Annotated in this window: 23 protein-coding genes; 8 read left to right on the top strand and 15 right to left on the bottom strand. The window is 58.8% G+C overall.

Annotated features, from left to right (window positions below; genetic code table 11):
- Window positions 1-66: 66 nt before the first annotated feature.
- Window positions 67-1,665 (top strand): phosphoenolpyruvate carboxykinase, encoded by a 1,599-nt coding sequence (locus BM174_RS14790; protein ID WP_093924619.1) that lies wholly within the window; start codon window positions 67-69, stop codon window positions 1,663-1,665.
- 78 nt (window positions 1,666-1,743) lie between these two features.
- On the opposite strand, the gene BM174_RS14785 is transcribed toward BM174_RS14790, so the two are convergent.
- Window positions 1,744-2,460, bottom strand: a complete 717-nt coding sequence (locus tag BM174_RS14785) for a hypothetical protein (protein WP_093924618.1) — start codon at window positions 2,458-2,460, stop codon at window positions 1,744-1,746.
- Window positions 2,461-2,498: 38 nt separating this feature from the next.
- The gene (locus tag BM174_RS14780; RefSeq protein WP_245766384.1) at window positions 2,499-3,449 is read right to left on the bottom strand and encodes a helix-turn-helix domain-containing protein; all 951 of its coding nucleotides are present in this window, start codon (window positions 3,447-3,449) and stop codon (window positions 2,499-2,501) included.
- 153 nt (window positions 3,450-3,602) lie between these two features.
- On the opposite strand from BM174_RS14780, the gene BM174_RS14775 reads away from it, so the two are divergent.
- The gene (locus tag BM174_RS14775; protein WP_093924617.1) at window positions 3,603-3,962 is read left to right on the top strand and encodes a helix-turn-helix domain-containing protein; all 360 of its coding nucleotides are present in this window, start codon (window positions 3,603-3,605) and stop codon (window positions 3,960-3,962) included.
- A 42-nt stretch (window positions 3,963-4,004) separates the two neighbouring features.
- On the opposite strand, the gene BM174_RS14770 is transcribed toward BM174_RS14775, so the two are convergent.
- Window positions 4,005-4,769 carry a sulfite exporter TauE/SafE family protein gene (locus BM174_RS14770; RefSeq protein WP_093924616.1) on the bottom strand — a complete coding sequence of 255 codons (765 nt, stop codon included), beginning with the start codon at window positions 4,767-4,769 and terminating at the stop codon, window positions 4,005-4,007.
- Window positions 4,770-4,911: 142 nt separating this feature from the next.
- On the opposite strand from BM174_RS14770, the gene BM174_RS14765 reads away from it, so the two are divergent.
- Window positions 4,912-6,597: an acyl-CoA dehydrogenase family protein gene (locus BM174_RS14765; RefSeq protein WP_093924652.1), complete on the top strand. Its 1,686-nt coding sequence runs from the start codon at window positions 4,912-4,914 to the stop codon at window positions 6,595-6,597.
- Here BM174_RS14765 and BM174_RS14760 read toward each other — a convergent pair.
- Window positions 6,572-7,795 carry an MFS transporter gene (locus BM174_RS14760; RefSeq protein WP_093924615.1) on the bottom strand — a complete coding sequence of 408 codons (1,224 nt, stop codon included), beginning with the start codon at window positions 7,793-7,795 and terminating at the stop codon, window positions 6,572-6,574. The two genes, BM174_RS14765 and BM174_RS14760, sit on opposite strands and share 26 nt — an antisense overlap.
- A gap of 71 nt (window positions 7,796-7,866) precedes the next feature.
- On the opposite strand from BM174_RS14760, the gene BM174_RS14755 reads away from it, so the two are divergent.
- Complete coding sequence (locus BM174_RS14755; RefSeq protein ID WP_245766383.1) at window positions 7,867-8,439, top strand: TetR/AcrR family transcriptional regulator; 573 nt, start codon at window positions 7,867-7,869, stop codon at window positions 8,437-8,439.
- 16 nt (window positions 8,440-8,455) lie between these two features.
- Window positions 8,456-8,851: an META domain-containing protein gene (locus tag BM174_RS14750; RefSeq protein WP_093924614.1), complete on the top strand. Its 396-nt coding sequence runs from the start codon at window positions 8,456-8,458 to the stop codon at window positions 8,849-8,851.
- On the opposite strand, the gene recO is transcribed toward BM174_RS14750, so the two are convergent.
- The 11 genes from recO to folK all read right to left on the bottom strand — a co-directional run bounded on the left by recO (window position 8,835) and on the right by folK (window position 17,741).
- Window positions 8,835-9,563 carry a DNA repair protein RecO gene (recO, locus tag BM174_RS14745; RefSeq protein WP_093924613.1) on the bottom strand — a complete coding sequence of 243 codons (729 nt, stop codon included), beginning with the start codon at window positions 9,561-9,563 and terminating at the stop codon, window positions 8,835-8,837. The genes BM174_RS14750 and recO overlap by 17 nt on opposite strands.
- Window positions 9,560-9,889 carry a DUF1491 family protein gene (locus BM174_RS14740; protein ID WP_093924612.1) on the bottom strand — a complete coding sequence of 110 codons (330 nt, stop codon included), beginning with the start codon at window positions 9,887-9,889 and terminating at the stop codon, window positions 9,560-9,562. Before BM174_RS14740 ends, recO begins: the two co-directional genes overlap by 4 nt.
- Window positions 9,890-9,934: 45 nt before the next feature.
- Window positions 9,935-10,843: a GTPase Era gene (era, locus tag BM174_RS14735; RefSeq protein ID WP_093924611.1), complete on the bottom strand. Its 909-nt coding sequence runs from the start codon at window positions 10,841-10,843 to the stop codon at window positions 9,935-9,937.
- A complete protein-coding gene (rnc, locus tag BM174_RS14730; RefSeq protein WP_093924610.1) occupies window positions 10,840-11,526 on the bottom strand; it encodes a ribonuclease III in 687 nt (228 codons plus the stop codon). Before rnc ends, era begins: the two co-directional genes overlap by 4 nt.
- Window positions 11,523-12,359 (bottom strand): signal peptidase I, encoded by an 837-nt coding sequence (gene lepB / locus BM174_RS14725; protein ID WP_093924609.1) that lies wholly within the window; start codon window positions 12,357-12,359, stop codon window positions 11,523-11,525. Before lepB ends, rnc begins: the two co-directional genes overlap by 4 nt.
- A 123-nt stretch (window positions 12,360-12,482) precedes the next feature.
- Window positions 12,483-12,893, bottom strand: a complete 411-nt coding sequence (acpS, locus tag BM174_RS14720; protein ID WP_093924608.1) for a holo-ACP synthase — start codon at window positions 12,891-12,893, stop codon at window positions 12,483-12,485.
- Window positions 12,890-13,639, bottom strand: a complete 750-nt coding sequence (locus BM174_RS14715; RefSeq protein WP_093924650.1) for a pyridoxine 5'-phosphate synthase — start codon at window positions 13,637-13,639, stop codon at window positions 12,890-12,892. The genes acpS and BM174_RS14715 overlap by 4 nt, the downstream gene beginning before the upstream one ends.
- Window positions 13,640-13,675: 36 nt before the next feature.
- Window positions 13,676-14,332, bottom strand: a complete 657-nt coding sequence (locus BM174_RS14710; RefSeq protein ID WP_093924607.1) for a DUF2062 domain-containing protein — start codon at window positions 14,330-14,332, stop codon at window positions 13,676-13,678.
- A 60-nt stretch (window positions 14,333-14,392) separates the two neighbouring features.
- A complete protein-coding gene (locus tag BM174_RS14705; RefSeq protein ID WP_093924606.1) occupies window positions 14,393-16,531 on the bottom strand; it encodes a RelA/SpoT family protein in 2,139 nt (712 codons plus the stop codon).
- Window positions 16,532-16,571: 40 nt separating this feature from the next.
- Window positions 16,572-16,925, bottom strand: a complete 354-nt coding sequence (gene rpoZ, locus BM174_RS14700) for a DNA-directed RNA polymerase subunit omega (RefSeq protein WP_093924605.1) — start codon at window positions 16,923-16,925, stop codon at window positions 16,572-16,574.
- A gap of 201 nt (window positions 16,926-17,126) precedes the next feature.
- The gene (folK, locus tag BM174_RS14695) at window positions 17,127-17,741 is read right to left on the bottom strand and encodes a 2-amino-4-hydroxy-6-hydroxymethyldihydropteridine diphosphokinase (RefSeq protein ID WP_093924604.1); all 615 of its coding nucleotides are present in this window, start codon (window positions 17,739-17,741) and stop codon (window positions 17,127-17,129) included.
- 128 nt (window positions 17,742-17,869) lie between these two features.
- Between folK and BM174_RS14690 the strand changes: the two genes are divergently transcribed.
- From BM174_RS14690 to ispH, 3 genes are all read left to right on the top strand, one after another.
- Window positions 17,870-18,427 carry a LabA-like NYN domain-containing protein gene (locus tag BM174_RS14690; protein WP_093924603.1) on the top strand — a complete coding sequence of 186 codons (558 nt, stop codon included), beginning with the start codon at window positions 17,870-17,872 and terminating at the stop codon, window positions 18,425-18,427.
- 163 nt (window positions 18,428-18,590) lie between these two features.
- Window positions 18,591-19,337, top strand: a complete 747-nt coding sequence (locus BM174_RS14685) for a helix-turn-helix transcriptional regulator (RefSeq protein ID WP_093924602.1) — start codon at window positions 18,591-18,593, stop codon at window positions 19,335-19,337.
- A gap of 80 nt (window positions 19,338-19,417) precedes the next feature.
- Window positions 19,418-20,368, top strand: coding sequence for a 4-hydroxy-3-methylbut-2-enyl diphosphate reductase (gene ispH / locus BM174_RS14680; protein WP_093924601.1), 951 nt, complete (start codon window positions 19,418-19,420; stop codon window positions 20,366-20,368).
- Window positions 20,369-20,413 lie beyond the last annotated feature (45 nt).

Below are 20,413 nucleotides of genomic sequence, written 5' to 3'. Positions count from 1 at the left end.
CGGGCATCACGGTCCGATCAGTCAAATTCTTGCGCACACCATCCGCGCACCTGCAGGAGACACCACATGACATCAGGACGGGTTAACCCGAAGTTCCGCCTCGAGGATCAACAGATCGACGGGTTGGGCAATGTTTATTACAACCTGATGGAACCGGCGCTGGTCGAAAGCGCACTCTCCCGCGGCGAAGGCCACCTCGGCAAGGGCGGCACCTTCCTTGTCACAACCGGCAAGTTCACCGGCCGCTCGCCCAAGGACAAACACGTCGTCAAAACCGAAAGCGTTGCTGACACGATCTGGTGGGAAAACAACGCTGCAATGTCGCCCGAAGGGTTTGACGCGCTCTACACCGATATGGTCGCCCATATGAAAGGTCGTGACTATTTCGTGCAGGACCTGATCGGTGGCGCGGACCCAAAACATGCCATCAACGTGCGCATGGTCACCGAGCTGGCATGGCATGGCCTTTTCATCCGCCACATGCTGCGTCGGCCCGAGCGTGAGGCGCTCGACGACTTTATCGCTGATTTCACCGTGATCAACTGCCCCAGCTTTCAGGCCGATCCCGCCAAGCATGACTGTCGTTCCGAGACCGTGATCGCGATGAACTTTGATCGTAAGATGATCCTGATCGGCGGCACTGAATATGCGGGCGAGAACAAGAAATCGGTCTTTACCCTGCTGAACTACCTGCTGCCCGAAAAAGGCATCATGCCGATGCACTGCTCCGCCAACCACGCCACCGGCAACCCTGTCGATACGGCCGTGTTCTTTGGCCTGTCCGGCACCGGCAAAACCACCCTTTCCGCAGACCCCGAGCGCACGTTGATCGGCGACGACGAGCACGGCTGGTCCGACAGCGGCACCTTCAACTTCGAAGGCGGCTGCTATGCCAAGACCATCAACCTTAGCCGCGAGGCCGAGCCAGAGATTTATGCTACCACCGAGAAATTCGGCACCGTGATCGAAAACATGGTCTACGACGAAGACACCCGCGATCTGGATTTCGACGATGACAGCCTGACCGCCAACATGCGCTGCGCCTATCCGCTGCACTACATCTCTAACGCGTCGAAAAAGGCCGTCGGCGGGCACCCCAAGAACATCATCATGCTGACCTGCGATGCCTTTGGCGTTCTGCCCCCCATTGCACGTCTAACACCGGCACAGGCGATGTATCACTTCTTGTCAGGCTTCACCTCCAAAGTGGCTGGCACAGAGCGCGGCGTGACGGAGCCGGAGCCTACATTCTCCACCTGTTTTGGCGCGCCTTTCATGCCCCGCCGCCCCGAAGTCTATGGCAACCTGCTGCGCGAAAAGATCGCCCAGCACGGCGCGACCTGCTGGCTGGTGAACACCGGCTGGACCGGCGGCGCCTATGGCACCGGATCGCGGATGCCGATCAAAGCAACCCGCGCCCTGCTGACAGCCGCGCTTGAGGGTGGTTTGAGCGGTGTTCAATACCGCAAAGACCCAAACTTCGGCTTTGAGGTTCCGGTCTCCGTCGACGGTGTCGCAGACATCCTGCTCGACCCGCGCCGCACTTGGGACGATCCTGAATCCTATGACCGTCAGGCCGCGAAACTGGTGAACATGTTTGCCGCGAATTTCGCGCAATACCTGCCCTTCATCGACGATGATGTAAAAGCCGCAGCGATTGGCTGAACCGCCGCGCCATCGGAAAAATTAGAAAAGGCCGGACAATTGTCCGGCCTTTTTCATTAAATGCAGTTTGTGTAAAAATCAGGCAGCTTGTTCGACAAGCTCGTATAGCGGCATCTCGAATAGAAAACGCACGTCTTCATTGCTGAGATAGCTTAAAAAACCTTCCATTGGCGTGTCGTTCCCGTGGCGATACCAACGCAAGCTGCCCGGCTCGTTGTGCATATAGCCCATACGCTCGGCAAACCCCTTGAAAGCCACGCTGCGCGCCATGAATCCAAAAATAAAGTCTGGATTCCAGCGCTCTACCGCCAGCATCAACCCATATCGCGCCAGAACGGTCGACATGCCATTGCCGCGATAGGAGCCGCCCTCCGGCGTGATCCAGATATCGCCATGATAGACGACATTTCCTTTGATACGGTGTGCGCCCGGGCCCGCACGATAGCGCGACCGCGCAAAATCGATATCAGGCAAAGCTGGCGGAAACTCCTGAAATCGCTTGATCATATACTCGCTCAGAGTCTGATCCTCCATCGAGAGCATCTTGGCGGCCTGCGTATGGATCAACCTGCCTTCGGGATTGAACGCGGCGAGCCAATAGGCGTTCGTCTCGTCAAGATCATGGAGTTTTGGATCAAAGGGTGCGCCCAAAGCTTGAACAGGGCGTCCTGCGGCGATGATTTTTCCGTAGGTTTCGAAATCGCTGCCCGTTTCTATTCTTATATTCGCACTATTTAATATGTCGTGACTTGCCGCAAAAAACTGTGCGCCATCGTTAACGTATTGAATACTCATTTCAGCTTCCTCAGAGGAGTCGGTAGCCTATGCGTATACTAATTTGGATTAATTTTCTCGTATTTTGCCTCACTTTCGACAAAATCTAAAACGACGTCCTTCGGAATCGGGGGTAACTTGTCCATTTCCAGCCCGTCTATCGTCACTTCGCTCATCGGTTCGACCAATGAAAACAGGGCCTGACTGCCATCCGGAAAACAGCCGCCCAACATCAGACGCGCGTACCGAATATGCACGAGATCGTCTTCCTCACCGCGCGGCACTTGGGTCGCGACGTGGTCAACCCGTGCCGATTGGGTGTTGGTCACCTCTGAAAACGGCTCTTCCAGCAGACGCGCAAAATCGTCGCCGCCCGGCATTTTACTCAGCGGGCGACCGATGCTGCTGCGCGCTTTCGCCCAGCCGAACCATTTGACGTAGAAACACTCCTCGCCAAACTCCACACTGATCCAGCCGGAATCTGTTGCCCGATATACGATCAGATAGGGGCGGACATGCGCCAGCTCCGGCGCCTCGATATCGCCTCCGCTCATCGCCCAAGCCCGCAGCGTTTCACGCATCAGCACCGATTGCCCCGACCAAATGGTGCTCAGCGGATGTTGCTGCTGGTGAAAGGTCCAGCCATTCGGCAGGCCGAACGATACGTACTGCAAGCTTTCGTGGTGCCGTGTGGTGCCCGACAACCAGAGGTTTGACTTGGCAATCAGGTCAATCGCCTCGGGCAGCGCTTGCTCAGCCGCCTCGGTCAGACTGTAACGGCGATCCTCAACCTTGAACAACTCCAGCCCCATCTCTGCCTCGAGGGCCGCGATATGGCGTCGCAACGTCTGGCGGGTGCTGTTCAGCTCCTTGACGGCATGGCTCAGATTCAAAGTTCGCGCCAAGGTCACAAACGAGCGGATCATCTCGAACAGCAAAGCGGGCGCGGCCGCAGATTTGGCGACGGCGACGGGTTCGGCCTGGTCGAGATCGCTGGTATCAAGTTTCATTGCAGAAAGAGTGGTACACTAATCACCCATCAACGCAACAAAAATCACCCATGCATTGTCAGAATTTGTTTCGAAACAAAAAAAATCTATCCAATTGATCGGTTGGCGATTTTTTCCGATCAATAATGCAATGTTCAACCAGAGGTGTTTTGTATGTCCCATCCAGTAGATATCCACGTCGGCCGTAAAATCAAACAGATCCGGACCCTGCGTCGGTTATCCCAAACGGATGTGGCGCGTCAGCTAAACCTGTCGTTTCAACAGATCCAGAAGTACGAGATCGGCTCAAACCGCGTTGCCGCGAGCCGCTTGTTTGAACTGTCGCAAATCCTCGAAGTACCGCCGTCTTATTTCTTTGACGGGCTGCACGACAATGACAACGCCGCTCCGGTTCAAGACAAGAATATGCAAATCGTGAACGCCCTCGCCGCGATCAAAGACGACGCGATCAAGGAACGTATTGTCACATTTATTGAAGACGTTGCAGGCGTAACGGTTGCGCGGCGCGCCTGATCCCATCCTCTGGCAAGCTGCGAGAAGCTGCTGAACCTGGCGTCAGGTAAGCGCCCGCCGGATCAGATTGGCCCCGGCGATAAGCAAGACAATCAAGGTCGCACGGCGGAACATAATCTGGTCGATCCGGACCATCACCCGGCCGCCGAGCCACATTCCCAGCACCGCGGGAAGGATAAGTGCCGCAGAGAACGGTACGGTTTCCGCCCGAAGCACGCCTGATCCGACATGCGCGCCCAATAGCGCCACAGCGCCCAAACCGTAGATTACACCCTGTATCCGCATCTGGTCATGCTTTGGCGTATCCAGCGCGGTCAGGTAGGCCACAGTCGGGGGGCCCCAGACGCCGGAAACCCCACCCATTGCACCGGCGAAGCCACCCACTGCGGCCTCGATGCCCGCATGACGGCGTGCGATATTGAACCGGTGGCCCGACAGTTGCAGCACCGCGAAAAACACGACCGGAACACCGATCAGCAGTTGCAGCACATGCGGTGGCATCACACGCACCATCTGCGCCGACATGATCAACGTTACGCCCCCCGCACAGAGATACACCCAGAATTGGCGGATCGATTGCCACGCCGCGCGCGGCCCTTGCCGCAGCGCCTGAATCCCGTTTGTCACCAGCGTTGGCAGGATCAGCCCCGCCAGTGCAAGTTCGGGCGCGATAAAGGTCGTGAGGCCCGAAATCAGCACCAGTGGCATCGCAAACCCCACCACGCCTTTTACAAAGCCGGCACAGGTCGCAATAGCCAAAGCCAGCAGGATGGAAGCGGGGTCTAATAGCGGGAAAATTTCGTTCATGCCTCCTCTTATGCAATCCGCTTGGCGGCTGCACGGTAAAACGGCGGCGAAATTTTCGTACAAAACGCAACGGAAAAACGTATCTTTGTTGTGCTGCACCTGCGAAGGGTTTATGCCGGAGCGCAGCAAAAAGGATGATCAGATGGCACATGACGGTCAGGATATAGCAATGGCACACCCCGTACTTCTGGACGATCTGCTGGCAGTGACGAAAGACGCGCTGACGCCGGTTGAAGCGGTTTTGGACAAGGCGCTGGCCTCGGTCCGCGCGCTGGTCACCGAAGGCGACCGTGTTTCTGCCGCTTTGATCGAAGCAAACCAGACCGCCGCCCACGGCCTCGCGTGGCTTGCCACCTATGCGCAGGCGCTGCGCCAGATGCAGGCATGGGCCGATCGCCTCAAGGAAAACGGCCAGTTCGGCGAGATCGAGCAACTGCTGCACCAGATCGGGTTTGGCGAATACCTTGCGCAAATCCACGGTGGCATCCAGATGAACCAAGGCGAAATGATCCGCCTGCATGATCTCGGGCTCTCTGCCGAGGATGCCAGCGGTTTTGTCACCCCTGCCGTCAGCAAGCTGATCCAGTCCGGCAACACCCAAGCCGCCCGCACCCGTTTGGTTGAGCTGATGCAAGAACAATCCGCCAATGCCACAGTCGGCACCACCGGGCTTGATGAAGAGCTGGAGATGATTCGCGACCAGTTCCGTCGCTATGCTACCGAAAAGGTCGAACCCTACGCACATGATTGGCACCTCAAGGACGAGCTGATCCCGATGGAAGTGATCAACGATCTCGCCGAAATGGGCGTTTTCGGTCTCACCATCCCCGAAGAATTCGGCGGTTTTGGCCTGAGCAAAGCGTCAATGGTCGTGGTCTCTGAGGAGCTTTCTCGCGGCTATATCGGTGTCGGCTCGCTCGGCACCCGTTCGGAAATCGCGGCGGAGCTGATCCTTTGCGGCGGCACTGATGAACAAAAAGCCCAGTGGTTGCCGCGCATTGCCAGCGGTGAAATCCTGCCCACGGCCGTCTTTACCGAGCCGAATACCGGCTCCGACCTTGGCGCACTGCGCACCCGCGCGGTCAAGGACGGCGATACCTATAGGGTCACCGGCAACAAAACATGGATCACCCATGCCGCCCGCACGCATGTTATGACCCTGCTGGCACGCACCAATCCTGACACCACGGATCACCGCGGCCTATCAATGTTTCTCGCGGAAAAGACCCCCGGCGACGATGCAACCCCCTTCCCCACCCCCGGCATGACCGGCGGCGAGATCGAAGTCCTCGGCTATCGCGGCATGAAGGAATACGAGCTGGCCTTTGACGGGTTTGAGGTGAAATCTGAAAACCTGCTCGGCGGCGAGGAGGGCAAAGGCTTCAAACAATTGATGGAGACCTTCGAGTCTGCCCGCATCCAGACCGCCGCTCGCGCCGTTGGTGTCGGGCAGTCGGCGCTCGATATCTCGATGCAATATGCGCAGGATCGTAAGCAATTTGGCAAGGCGCTGATCAACTTCCCGCGCGTTTCCAGCAAGCTGGCGATGATGGCGGTCGAGTTGATGATCGCCCGACAGCTTACCTATTTTAGTGCCTGGGAGAAAGACCATGGCCGCCGCTGTGATCTTGAGGCAGGGATGGCCAAACTGCTCGGCGCGCGGGTCGCTTGGGCGGCGGCTGACAACGGGCTGCAAATCCACGGCGGCAACGGCTTTGCATTGGAGTACAAGATCAGCCGCGTGCTCTGCGATGCACGCATCCTGAATATCTTTGAAGGCGCGGCTGAAATTCAGGCGCAGGTCATCGCACGGCGTCTGCTGGGCTGACACGCGGTACACCAAGGCGCGGGTGCAATCCCCGCGCCAAGACGCCCATCCCCAACATCGCGGCACCGCAAACTGCGAAAATCCCCGCCAGCGGCATGACCAGCAACACCAGTGCCGCCCCAGCAGGGGTCAAGATCCCCGAGACATCGCGGTAACTGGCATAGACCGCTGACATCTCGGTACGCTCCGATGGCTTCACCGCCATCAAAAACGGCAACCCGCCACAGACGTCGAGCATGATCAAGGTGACCGAGCCGCCGTAAAGCGCCAGAACCACCAGCCAAGGCTGGTCCGACAGGCCCCAGCCCGCCACAAACAAAACCCCGCCGATAAAGAACGCGCCCGAAACCGACAGCCGCACGCCCAAGCGCCGCACCAGCACCAACATCGCGGGCGCCACAAACAGCGACAGGTTTGCCGCCGACAGCGCCGCCGCGCCGACCGTATCCGGCAGGCCGTTTTCGACGCAATAGATCGGCAGATAGACCACATAGACCCACCACCCACAGGAGCGGATCACCGCAAACATCCACCCCGCCAACAGCCTTGGCTGCGCGAAAAATCGCCCCAGAAACGCGACGGGCGAAGGCGACGGCGCACGGGCGCGCGAGATTTGTTTGCCGTTGCCCAGCCGCAACCGCCAGAACATCGCCATCTGCGCCACCGCAAAACAGCCTGCCAGCATAAACGGCGCAGGCGTCCACCAATTCAACAGCCACACGCCGACCAGCGGCCCCGCCGCCCAGCTTGGCCCACTAAACACCAGCCGCAGCGATTCAGACTTGCCCAGATTGGTCCGCGAAACATAGTCCAACACATAGGCATTCAGACACACAGCAATGGTCACCGTAGCGAGGCTCAGACACCCCAGCGCAAAGGGCATCACCTGCGGTTGATCCAGTATCGCCAGCGCAATGCCCGACATGTAAAGCACGGTACCAAAGGTATACATCCAACGCCGCGACAGCTTGGCGGCCAGCCACGGTACCAACAGGCCAAACACCAGCGACACCGCCCCGACCGCCAGATAAATCTGGCTCACCGTCGCCGCATCGCCAAAGGCGCGATAAATCACCAAGGGCATCACCGACATCAACGTGCCACGAATCCCCGCCTCCAATCCCGAAAGAATGGCGAAATCGCGCACCTTGGGTATCGGCAGGTGCGTCAGCGGCAGGGGGGCTCTGGGGGCAATCATGTCCGAGTGGGACCACGTACCGCCCGCGGGGTCTTGGCCTCTTGCGACAGATCACGTGTCGAAAATGGCTCATGAGCGATCTTGCTTCGCCGCACAGCGAAGCCTATGCAACAGATATGGCCACAGCGCGATTGTCCCCAGATTTATGGCTCACCGCAGGTCTTGCCGCCCTGCAGCACGATGGCCCAGCAGCACTCGGCGCCGAACCTTTGGCGCGGGCGCTCAAGACCACCAAAGGTTCGTTCTACTGGCATTTCAAAGATGTCCCGGCCTTTCATGCCGCCGTTCTTGCCCACTGGCGCACCCTCGCGGTCGCGTCACTGGCCAAAACCACGCAAAGCGCCCTGCCGCCTGATCAAGCTTTGCGCCAATTTGGCCGCGACCTGTTGGCCGATCCAGTTGAACCACGCCTGCGCAGCTGGGCGCAAAACGATCCCGGCGTCGCTACCGTGCTGGCAACCGTAGACACCGCCCGCCTTGACCATCTTCGCCATCTGCTGGCTGACCTCGGCTTCGGCAACCAGAGCTTTGCCCACGCACTCCAGGCTGCGCTGATCGGCTTGCCGCAGCTTGCCCCTACCGATACCGCACAACAGCAGGCAAGCTTTGACACCCTGATCGATACAGTGCTGGCACTGTCGTGACCGCAGAGGATTCGAGATGAAAACACTGGCCCTGATTAGCGTCGCCTTTCTCGGCATCAAAGCCTGCACCCCGGACGAGACCTTACGCGCCTATGGTGGCGCGGACCGGACATGGCAGTTGATCGAATTGAACGGTGAGGAGTACACCGCTGCCGCGACCCTGACTTTTCCCGAAACAGGCGAGATTGTGGGCCAAGGCCCCTGCAACGGTTTTAGCGCCAGCCTGACCGTGCCTTACCCTTGGTTCGGCGCGGAGAACCTGATCTCCACCCGACGCACTTGCCCTGACCAAGCCGCAGAAACCGCATTTCTGCAGGCGTTGCAAACAGCGAGCCTGTCCGAAGTGGCGGGCGATATGATGATCCTCTCTACCGACACGGGGCTGATGCTGGTCTTCACCGCGGCCGACTGAACGCCTCGACAAAGCGCGCGCGGGCCTCCGGCAGAGGTTTGCCGCCCAAATCATGCGCCAGATGCGCAGATAGAAAATAGCCGGTGGTCTGAAACGCCAATGCGATCTCTGCATCCGGGCCCTCGCCCACCCCGCGCAGGATATCTGGTAGCGGCAACATCCGGTCCACCCACTCCCCCGCGCCTTCGCGCGACACAGCACGCCCCGATTTGGGCGAGACATAAACCAACCCCTCGGTCGCGCCCGTCACTGCGCAGGTTTTCAGATCAAGCGCATAGCCCATCTCTTCCAGCAGGCGGACCTCCCATTGCAGATAGGCCAGTGGCCAGATCTCGTATTGGCCGAGCAAATCCAGCAGGGCTTCGGTGCGGCGGTACAAACCCTCATGGGCCTCACGCTCCGGCAAGCAAAATGACAGCAAAGCGGTCACCGCGTTCAGCCCCGCCAAGGTCATCCGGTCGCTCATCGCAATCGCCGCGCGGCTGCGCACCGGTTCAACTGTGAAGGCGCCGATATGATCCTCAAGCCTTGCGCGCCACGTCAGATCAAGCTGCGCACCGGGTTGAAGGATGGGCGCAATCTTGCGACTGGTGCCGCCGCGCACCACGCCCATGTGACGGCCCAGCGACGGCGTAAACACCTCGATGATCGCAGAGGTTTCGCCGTGGCGGCGCGTGCTTAGCAAAATGCCCTGATCGCGCCACTCTTTCATGCCAGCCCCGGCTCCTCCAAAAGGTGCCGTCCGGCGCGATCCTCCACCTCAATGACCCAAAGATCGGGATCAAACCCGCGCTGACGCGAAATGGTCTCGTCCACTTCGCGCTCGGCCCCCTTTGCAAGCTCGACCCATTTGCGGTCACCGGTCAGCATGTCAAAGGACCGTTGGAACACCACCGCCTGCCCGTCCAGCGTTGCCAGTTTCACCAATACCGCGCCGCCGGTGTCATCACCGTGCGCCACAACAAAAGCGGGAATGTCCTGCAACCGCAGTCGCGTCAGGTAAGCATCGACCCAAAATCGGGCGGTCAGACGGGCCATAGGCCCGCCCCTGAGCGGTCGATTGCGCGCGAACCTGTGATGGGATCAGGTGTTGCCATCTTTGAAATCCAGCCCCATTTCGGAATAGCGCTCGGATTCTTCTAACCAGTTTGGCCGCACTTTGACCTGCAAAAACAGATGTACCTTGCGACCGAGAAACTCTTCCAACTCTTCGCGCGCGGCCTTGCTGACGCCCTTGATGGTTTCGCCCTTGTTGCCCAAAACGATGCCCTTGTGGCCGTCGCGGACCACATAGATCAATTGGTCGATCCGCGCCGAACCGTCATCGCGCTCTTCCCAGTTTTCAGTCTCGACCGTCAACTGGTAGGGCAATTCCTGATGCAGCCGCAGCGTCAGCTTTTCGCGGGTCATCTCGGCGGCAATCATCCGCATAGGCAGATCGGCAATCTGGTCTTCGGGGTAAAGCCACGGCCCCTCGGGTACTTCGGTCGCGAGCCATTGGCGCAGGGCATCTACGCCATGACCGCGCTCGGCTGAAATCATAAAGGTCTCGAAAAAATCAAAGCGTTCGTTGAGCGCCTTGGTGAGCCCCAACAGAACCGGCGCCTCGACGCGGTCGATCTTGTTGATCGCCAGCGCAACCTTGCGGCCTTTGCCAATATTCACGAGCCCTTCCAAGATACGCTCTACGCCCTCCGACACACCGCGATGGGCTTCTACCAACAGCACGACAACATCGGCGTCAGCGGCCCCGCTCCACGCGGCGGCGACCATCGCACGGTCCAGACGGCGGCGCGGCTGGAACAGACCAGGCGTGTCGACAAAAACGATCTGGCTCTCGCCCTCCATCGCCACGCCCCGAATGCGCGCACGCGTGGTCTGAACCTTATGGGTGACAATGCTGACCTTGGCGCCGACCATCCGGTTCAGCAGGGTGGATTTGCCCGCATTGGGCTCTCCGATCAGGGCGACAAATCCGGCGCGGGTGGTCATTCGGGTTGCTCCATTCTAGCCAGCAATTTGGTGGCTGCAGCCTGTTCGGCGGCGCGTTTCGAAGGGGCAGTGGCCTGTGCCTCTGCGCCATTTTCAAGCTGCGCGGCGATGGTGAAGACGGGCGCGTGATCGGGCCCGCTTCGGTTAATCTGTACGTATTTCGGAGGCGGATAGCCACGGGCCTGTGCCCATTCCTGCAAGGCTGTCTTGGCATCGCGCGCGTCTTCTTTGACCCGCGTCACGCGCTTGCCCCACAAGCGCAATACCAGCGATTTGGCCGCATCAAAGCCGCCATCAAGATAGACTGCCGCAATCACAGCTTCGATCGCGTCACCGAGCAGAGCCTGCTTACGCCGCCCGCCCGAAATCATCTCCGACCGACCCAGTTTCAGCACCTTGCCCAGATCAATCTCGCGCGCAACATCGGCGCAGGTTTCCTTGCGCACCAAAGCATTGAAACGCGGTGCCAACTGGCCTTCGGTGGCAGACGGGTCAAGCGCGAGCAGCGCCTCGGCCATTACCAACCCCAACACCCTGTCACCCAGAAACTCCAACCGCTGGTTGTCATCACGATTGGCCGAAGACATCGACGCATGGGTCACAGACCGGTTCAGAAGATCGGGAGCCGCAAAGTGATACCCGATGCGCGTTTCGAATTCCTTGAGATCGCCGCTTAGCTTCATCTGACCGCTTTAAAGAAACGGTTGCTGCGCCATGTCCAGAAATACAGCATCGAACTGCCTGCCGAGCTAAAGACGATCCGGTCGGCGCGGCCGATCAGGTTTTCATATGGCACGAACCCGACACCCCCGGCCTGTTGCGCCAGACGGCTATCGGCAGAGTTGTCGCGGTTGTCGCCCATAAAGAAATAATTCCCCTCAGGAACCGAATACACGCCGGTATGGTCCGACTGCTGGTCGCCGATATTCAGGATGACATGCTCGACGCCGTTTGGCAAAGTTTCGATCTGGCGGCTTTTCACACAATTGCCCCCAACGCCGACGGGGCCGTTTTCACAACGCGGCCGTAGCGCTTGCGGGCCTTGCGGCGCCATTGCTTCCTCAAAAAGACCGGCATCTTGCAGACCGACGGGCTCACCGTTGATGTTCAGCACGCCGTCCTTGACCTGAATCTTGTCCCCAGGCAGACCGATCAAACGCTTGATATAGTCACGCCCCGACACTGGATGGCGGAACACCACCACATCACCGCGCTCAGGATCACCGCCGAACAAGCGGTTGTTGTCGCCGTCAAACACGCCGCAAATATCCTTGGCATCAATTTCGATCCCGATCTGCGGCACCATCACACTGGGACAGGACGCATAGGAATAGCCATAGGCCATTTTATTCACAAAGAGGAAATCACCGATCAGCAGCGTCTCTTTCATCGAGCCTGACGGGATCCAGAAGGGCTGGAAGAACAGGGTGCGAAAGATGCCCGCAATCAGCAGCGCGTAGACAACTGTCTTGATCGTTTCGACAAAGGCATTGCCGGTTTTTTCCTTGGCGGCCATGCGGCGCTCCCATCTCATCAGGTTTCGCGTTACATGAGGGGGCGGCGGGGGCAAGTCAAGCGATGCCCGTGTCGCAGCCCGCCCTGCTTGCGCAGAACGGCTGCACCGCCGCGAATGACTGCCCTATTCCGGCACCGAAACGGGCCGCGCTTCGATGACCACAAAGGCCTGCGCCCAAGGGTGATCATCGGTCAACGTCACGTGGATAATCGCCTCATGGTCCGGTGGGGTCATGGTGGCAAGGCGCTCCGCCGCCCAACCAGTCACCGCCATCACCGGTTGGCCGGTGCGCAGATTGCTGACCGCCATATCTCGCCACGCAATACCCATCCGCAATCCTGTCCCTAGCGCTTTGGAGCACGCCTCTTTCGCGGCCCAGCGTTTGGCATAGGTGCCCGCTACATCAAGGCGGCGCTCGGCCTTGGCCTGCTCGACCTCGGTGAAAACACGGTTGCGGAACCGGTCGCCGTGGCGGTCCAGCACCTTTTGAATACGCTCGATATTTGCCAGATCAGTGCCGATACCAAGGATCACTCACGCGCCTCGTCCATCAGGCGGCGCATTTCGGCAATGGCAGGCTCAAGCCCCAGAAAGATTGCCTCGCCGATCAGGAAATGCCCGATGTTCAATTCGCGCACCTGTGGGAAAGCCGCGACAGGCGACACGGTATCATAGGTCAGCCCGTGGCCTGCATGGACCTCAAGCCCCAGATCATCGGCAAATGCAGCCATATCTTCCAGCTTTTTCAACTCGCCTTGCGCTTCGGCCCACCGACCTTCTGCAAAGGCATCGCAATAGGCGCCAGTATGCAGCTCGATCACTTCGGCACCGATCCGGTTCGCTGCTTCGATCTGACGGCGGTCGGCAGCAATAAAGATCGACACCCGACTGCCTGCCTCGCGCAGCGGCGCGATGAAATGTGCCAGCCGGTTTTCCTCGCGCGCCACTTCCAATCCGCCCTCGGTGGTCCGCTCCTCGCGCTTTTCCGGCACGATGCAAACCGCGTGGGGCTTATGACGCAAGGCGATCTTTTGCATCTCGGGGGTCGCGGCCATCTCGAAGTTCAGCGGCACGCTGAGGACTTCCATCAAGCCTTCGATATCCGCGTCCGAGATATGGCGACGGTCTTCGCGCAGATGCGCAGTGATGCCATCGGCCCCTGCTTTCTCGGCGATCTTGGCCGCCCGCAGCGGATCGGGATATGCCCCGCCCCGCGCATTGCGCACCGTGGCCACGTGGTCGATGTTCACGCCCAGCCTAAGCTTCTCTGTCTGTGTCATAAATCCGGCTCCCACGTCCCATGAGTCGCGGCCAACCTAATCCCCTTTGCGCTTGGCGTCAGCCTTGGCTGCAGCTTTTTGTTTCAAAGCTTCAAATTTTGCCTTGATCATGCCTTTGCGGCGCTTCTGATAGGCCCGTAACACCGGTACCGAGAGGTAATAGGCGACCGAGGCGCACAGGATGCCTGGCAGAATACCCCCGATCAAATAGGGGTAAAAAACCTGATGCCAGAAGGTGATCAGCCCCGACCAATCCATCTTGGCAGGGGTAAAGATCGCAACGAAATTCAACCAAAGCTCGGCCCCCGCATCGGTAAACTTACCGCCGAACGAGCGGTGTTCCTGCACGTCGACGCGCGTGCCCAAAATCCAGTGCCCGGTCTTAAGCGCCGAAAGCCCGATGGGCACATAGGTCAGCGGATTGCCAAAAAATGTAGCCATCAAAGCGGCCAGTAGATTGCCCTGCATCACCCGCGAAATCAGCGCCGCGACGATAAAGTGCATTCCGTAAAACGGCGTAAACGTCGTGAACACGCCCGCCCAGATGCCCCGTGCGATCCGTTCGGGGCTGTCAGGCAGGCGGCGCATCCGGTGTTTGATATAGTGAAACGCACGAGTCCAGCCGCCGCGCGGCCACATAAATTCCGACATCGCACGCAAGGTCGGCTTGGGATCGCGGCGTTTGAATATCAACTTCTAGCTTCCAATAACAGTTTTTGCCGCACGCCCCAAACCGAACCGGACCGCGTTAGTTCAATGTGGCTTCCCCGCCGACGGATCACGGTGCCTGCTGATCGCGGCGACATCGCTTTCCGCCTCCAGCGTCAACATCAAGGAGTGCAGATGCGCCACGTCCCGCAACTCCACATAGATCAACAGCCGGTAAAAGTCAGGCCTGCGCTCAAGAAATTCCAGATCGGCGATATTGGCGGAGGCTTCGCCGATCAAGGTACAGATCCGACCCAGCACGCCCGCGCCGTTGCCCAGCGTGATGTCGAAAACTGCACTATAGACTGCCGGATGGTTGCCCTCATGCCAGCGCAGATCAAGCCAGCGGTCGGGCTGGTCCTCATAGGTAGACAGACGTTCGCAATCAATCGCATGCACGGTCACGCCGCGCCCGCGAAACGCGATGCCGACAATCCGCTCACCGGGCAGCGGGTTACAACAAGGTGCGCGGTCAAACGATTGGCCCGGCTCCAGACCGACAACAGCATGTTCGCTATCGATCTGGTCGGATTTGCGCGGCGCGAGATCGGGATAAACCGATTGCACCACCGCACGGCCCGTCACCTCGGAACTGCCAAGTCGCGCCAGAACATCATCGACACCGTCCAGCCGCATGTTACGGGCCGCCGTCGAAAGCGCTTTTTCAGTTGCCTTCTTACCCACATGGGCAAAGGCAGAGCGCGCTAATTCACGGCCCAATTTGATAAACCGTTCCCGATCCACCTCGCGCAGGCTGCGCCGGATCGCAGATTTCGCCTTGCCAGTAGTGGCAATATCCAGCCACGTCGCCTGCGGCGTCTGGCCTTGGGCGGTGATAATCTCGATCGACTGGCCGTTCTTTACGCGGGTCCACAGGGGCACCCGCATCCCGTCAATCTTGGCCCCGACACAAGCATTGCCGATGCGGGTGTGGATCGCATAGGCGAAATCAATCGGAGTCGCTCCGCGCGGCAGCTTTACCACATCGCCCTTGGGCGTGAAGCAGAACACTTGGTCGGCATACATCTCGAGCTTGACCGCTTCGAGGAAATCCTCGTGATCATCCTCGGCGTCAAATTGTTCGGTCAGCTGTGCAATCCATTTCGCCGGATCAACTGCAAACGGGTTCTTCGAGCGCACACCGTCGCGATAGGACCAATGAGCCGCCACGCCGGTTTCGGCTACGTCATGCATCTGACGGGTGCGAATTTGCACCTCAACGCGTTTACCGTCGCGCCCCGAAACCGTGGTGTGGATACTGCGATAGCCGTTCGATTTGGGTTGGCTGATGTAATCCTTGAACCGCCCTGGCACAGCACGCCAGCGCTGATGGATCGCTCCGAGCGTACGGTAGGTATCCTCGTCGCTTTCGGTGATCACCCGAAACCCGTAGATATCACTAAGGCGGCTGAAGGACTGCGCCTTCTCTTCCATCTTGCGCCAGATTGAATAGGGCTTTTTCGCGCGGCCAATCACCTCGGCTTCGATCCCGACCTTTGCCAACTCGCCGCGCATGTCGCCGGTGATCCGCTGGATCACGTCACCTGATTCGCGCTGGAGGGTAATGAAACGCCGGATGATACTGGCGCGGCCCTCGGGGTTCAGTACCCGAAACGCCAGATCTTCCAGTTCTTCGCGCATCCATTGCATCCCCATCCGCCCCGCCAGAGGCGCATAGATGTCCATTGTCTCACGGGCTTTTTGGGTCTGCTTGTCGGGGCGCATCGATTTGATCGTACGCATATTGTGCAGACGGTCTGCGAGCTTGACCAGAATGACCCGCAGGTCTTTCGACATCGCCATGAACAGCTTGCGGAAATTCTCGGCCTGCTTTGTTTCGGTCGAGTTCAGTTGCAGATTGGTCAGCTTGGTCACGCCATCGACCAGTTCCGCCACCTCGTGGCTGAACAGCGTCTCGACCTCGCTATAGGAGGCACGTGTGTCTTCGATGGTGTCGTGCAGAAGCGCGGTGATGATCGTCGCATCATCCAGCCGCTGTTCGGTCAACAAGACCGCAACAGCGACGGGATGCGAAAAATACGGCTCGCCCGAATGGCGAAACTGACCGTCATGCATCTTGGCACCATAGTCATAAGCGCGCCGGATCAGCGGTTCGTTTGTCTTAGGATTATAGGATCGAACAAGTGCGACAAGGTCGTCAGCAGTAGTCTCGGCGTACGTCATGCCACCTGCCTCATCACGCCCCCGGGGGAGCGCGGGGTTTTTACCCCTGCCCCTGTGCTGCCATCAACTGGCGCAACAGCATCTCTTCGGACATGCTGTCTTCTTCGGGTTTGTCCTGCTCGGCACCCATCAGAAGCGCCATCGCGTCTTCTTCCGGCTCATCGATCTCGATCTGGTTCTGGTTGCTCTCGATCAGACGTTCGCGCAGATCGTCAGCCGACTGCGTTTCATCCGCAATCTCGCGCAGCGAAACGACAGGGTTTTTATCGTTGTCACGATCCACAGTCACAGGAGAGCCCGCAGTGATCTCGCGGGCGCGGTGTGCTGCCAGCATGACCAATTCAAACCGGTTGGGAACCTTATCAACACAATCTTCGACGGTTACGCGGGCCATGGAAAGCTCCAATCTCATAAATGCTGCCAGAAGGTGGGTATTTAGGCCGGAAGATCAGGATTTACAAGCAGGGAATCGGTCTGCGGCGCTGCGGTGGCATTCTGGTGTCTTACGCGATGCGTCCTGCGGCAATTCCGCTCATGCCTGGCCGATCTAAACGCCGCGCCGTTCTGCCCTAGGCCGATGACCCCAGTGCAAGTGTCAGCTTGCGACCTCGTTGATCGCGATGATTTCTGCCTTCTCCGCCTCCGGCAGCGCTTTCAGCATTTGAATTACGCTTCGCTGCAAAACCGGATGCACCCAGTCCGGCGCCACATCTGCTAATGGGACAAGCACAAAAGCCCGATCCTGCATCCTTGGATGCGGCAGGATAAGCTGGTCGGGTGTGCGGCCAATCTGCACTTCTGGCGGGAGGTTGCGCCACGCATCATAGATTTCGCGGTCGGGCAAAACCACATCGTCATAGGCGAGAATATCCAGGTCGAGCGTTCTCTGACCCCAGCGTTGATCGCGTTCTCGCGCCATCTGCGCCTCGATTTGATGTAACCGGTCCAAGGCCTCGGCGGGGGACCAGTACGCACTGATTTTTGCCACCGCATTGACATAATCTGGCCCCGATCCCTTGGGAAAAGCCGGCGTGTGGTAGAATGTACTCACGGAGCGAATCACTGCGCCGTTTTGTGTTAACTGGGAGAGGGCTGACCGCAATGTAGCTGCGGGCGCGCCGACGGGAGAATTTAAATTCCCGCCTAGCGCGATAAGTAACTCATGATACGTATTTCGCTGCTTGCCGCCAAATGCTGGGTCTTGCGGCATAGTAAAAAATCCTTAGGTATGCGCTCTGATAATTCGGGGCGGCTTCGAGTTTTCGCGTGTTCCATATGATCGGTATCACGCTACATCAATTTTAAAGTCTTAGCGGCCCCCCCGCGGAAGGATAGCAAATGTTTTACAAAGATGAGCGTCTGGCGTTGTTCATTGATGGTTCAAACCTCTACGCCGCTGCGAAATCGCTCGGGTTTGACATCGACTACAAGCTGCTCAGGCAAGAATTTATGCGGCGTGGCAAGTTGCTACGTGCCTTTTATTATACAGCCCTGCTGGAGAACGACGAATATTCGCCGATCCGCCCGCTGGTCGACTGGCTAAACTATAACGGCTTCACCATGGTCACCAAACCGGCCAAGGAATACACCGACAGCATGGGCCGCCGTAAGGTGAAGGGCAACATGGATATCGAACTTGCGGTGGATGCCATGGAGCTAGCTCCGCGTGTTGATCATATCGTGATTTTTTCCGGCGATGGCGACTTCCGCCCGCTTGTTGAAAGCCTTCAACGCCAAGGCGTTCGGGTTTCGGTCGTGTCTACCATCCGCAGCCAGCCCCCGATGATCTCGGACGATTTGCGCCGTCAGGCAGATAATTTTATCGAGCTTGAAGACCTGCGCGACGTGATTGGCCGCCCGCAACGTGAGCACTCAGGCAACGACGAAAACCCGTAACCTGCTCCTTTACAACAAAATAACACGCCAGACCCCTTGCGGGTGCTGGCGTGCTGTCCTGCTAAAATAAGTAGGGAAAATAATATCCGCGTATTTGCGTACCCCCACAAACAAGTTGACATAAAAACACTTTTTGCGCGATCCCCTAAATAGGGGGGGCCATATGTTAGTCCAGCACGCCGAGACGCTAGAGAAGCTCACAGACATCGACGAACTCTGGCACGGTGTCGTTCAAACCCTAGAGCTTGTTGGCTTTGATCATGTGATTTACCTCACCGTGAACGATCATTTTGATACGCCGTTCCTGCGAACCACTATGGATGGCCTCTATGATCGGCTGCAACCACAAGATGATCCGTTTCTCCATCACGCGTGCCACAGTTACGCTGTGGTCCAGATCGGCACTGAGTTCATTCAAAAGCACCCCCACGTCACAACCGCCGAACGCGAATTTGTCGAGCGCGCCGGCACCTCCGGATTTCTTTCAGGCTTCGGTGTCCCGACGCGGCTTAAAGGATCCGATCGTTTTGGCGGGTTTATCCTTGGGACCGGACTGGACCGCGCTACTTTTACAAAGCGAATCACCCCTCTCACCGAGGAAGTGCAGCTATTTTGCGTGCTGATCCACCGGCGCATCGAAGAATTGGCCGCGTTGCCTCCCTCCCCGTATGCCCTAAGCCAACCATCCCCCGACGCCCCGCAAACGCTGCCCGACCGGTTCGAGCATCTAACCCCCCGCGAACGCGAGGTCGTGATTTTGTTAGCCCAAGGGTGCAGCCGCAAGCAGGCCGCCGAGATCTGCGGCATCTCTGTCCATACCGTCTCGGACTATGCCAAAATGGGCTATCGCAAGCTCGGCGTGCACAATCGCGCACAGGCGGCGGCTCTGCTGCACGACCGCTCCGACTGACTGCACCCTACACCGCGCGCCGTGCTCTGGACGAATGCGCCGCAAATGCTTACCTCTGCGCCAAACCACCGGAGCCTTTCATGACCAAGCCCCCTCTCACGCTGTATCTTGCCGCTCCTCGCGGGTTTTGCGCTGGCGTGGACCGCGCGATCAAGATCGTCGAACTGGCGTTGGAGAAATGGGGCGCGCCGGTCTATGTCCGCCACGAGATCGTGCACAACAAATTCGTGGTCGACGGGTTGCGCGACAAGGGCGCGGTTTTCGTCGAAGAACTCTCTGACGTGCCTTCTGATCGTCCGGTGATCTTTTCAGCGCACGGCGTGCCAAAATCCGTGCCCAACGCCGCCGAGGCCCGCAACATGATCTATGTCGATGCCACCTGCCCGCTGGTGTCCAAGGTCCATATCGAAGCCCAACGCCACGCCGAAGCGGGCCTCCAGATGATCATGATCGGTCACGCAGGCCATCCCGAAACCATCGGCACAATGGGCCAGTTGCCGCAGGGCGAAGTGCTGCTGGTCGAGACCCCTGCCGACGTTGCCTCGGTAATGGTGCGCGACCCTGAGCGTCTCGCCTATGTGACCCAAACCACCCTTAGCGTCGACGATACCGCCGAGATTGTCGCCGCCCTCAAGGCCCGCTTCCCCGCCATCATCGGGCCGCACAAAGAAGACATCTGCTACGCCACGACCAACCGCCAGGAAGCCGTAAAAGCGATGGCGCCGCGCTGTGATGCTATGTTGGTAGTCGGGGCGCCCAACTCCTCAAACTCCCGCCGTCTTGTGGAAGTTGGTGCCCGCGCGGGCTGCGCTTATGCGCAACTGGTGCAACGCGCCGCCGACATCGACTGGCGTGCACTCGACGGCATCACCAGCATCGGGATCACCGCAGGCGCCTCCGCCCCCGAGGTTCTGATCAATGAAGTTATCGAAGCTTTTAAACAGCGCTACGATGTGACCTCCGAAATGGTCGAGACCGCGCAAGAAAACGTCGAGTTCAAAGTGCCCCGCGTCCTACGGATCCCTGCATAGCCCGTCCAACCTACTCTCCGACGCCGCGCACCTGCCCCTTGCAGC

Origin of the sequence: Sulfitobacter brevis, assembly GCF_900112755.1 — a bacterium.
GTDB lineage: Bacteria > Pseudomonadota > Alphaproteobacteria > Rhodobacterales > Rhodobacteraceae > Sulfitobacter > Sulfitobacter brevis.
This window is presented reverse-complemented; position numbering and strand designations above follow the sequence as displayed.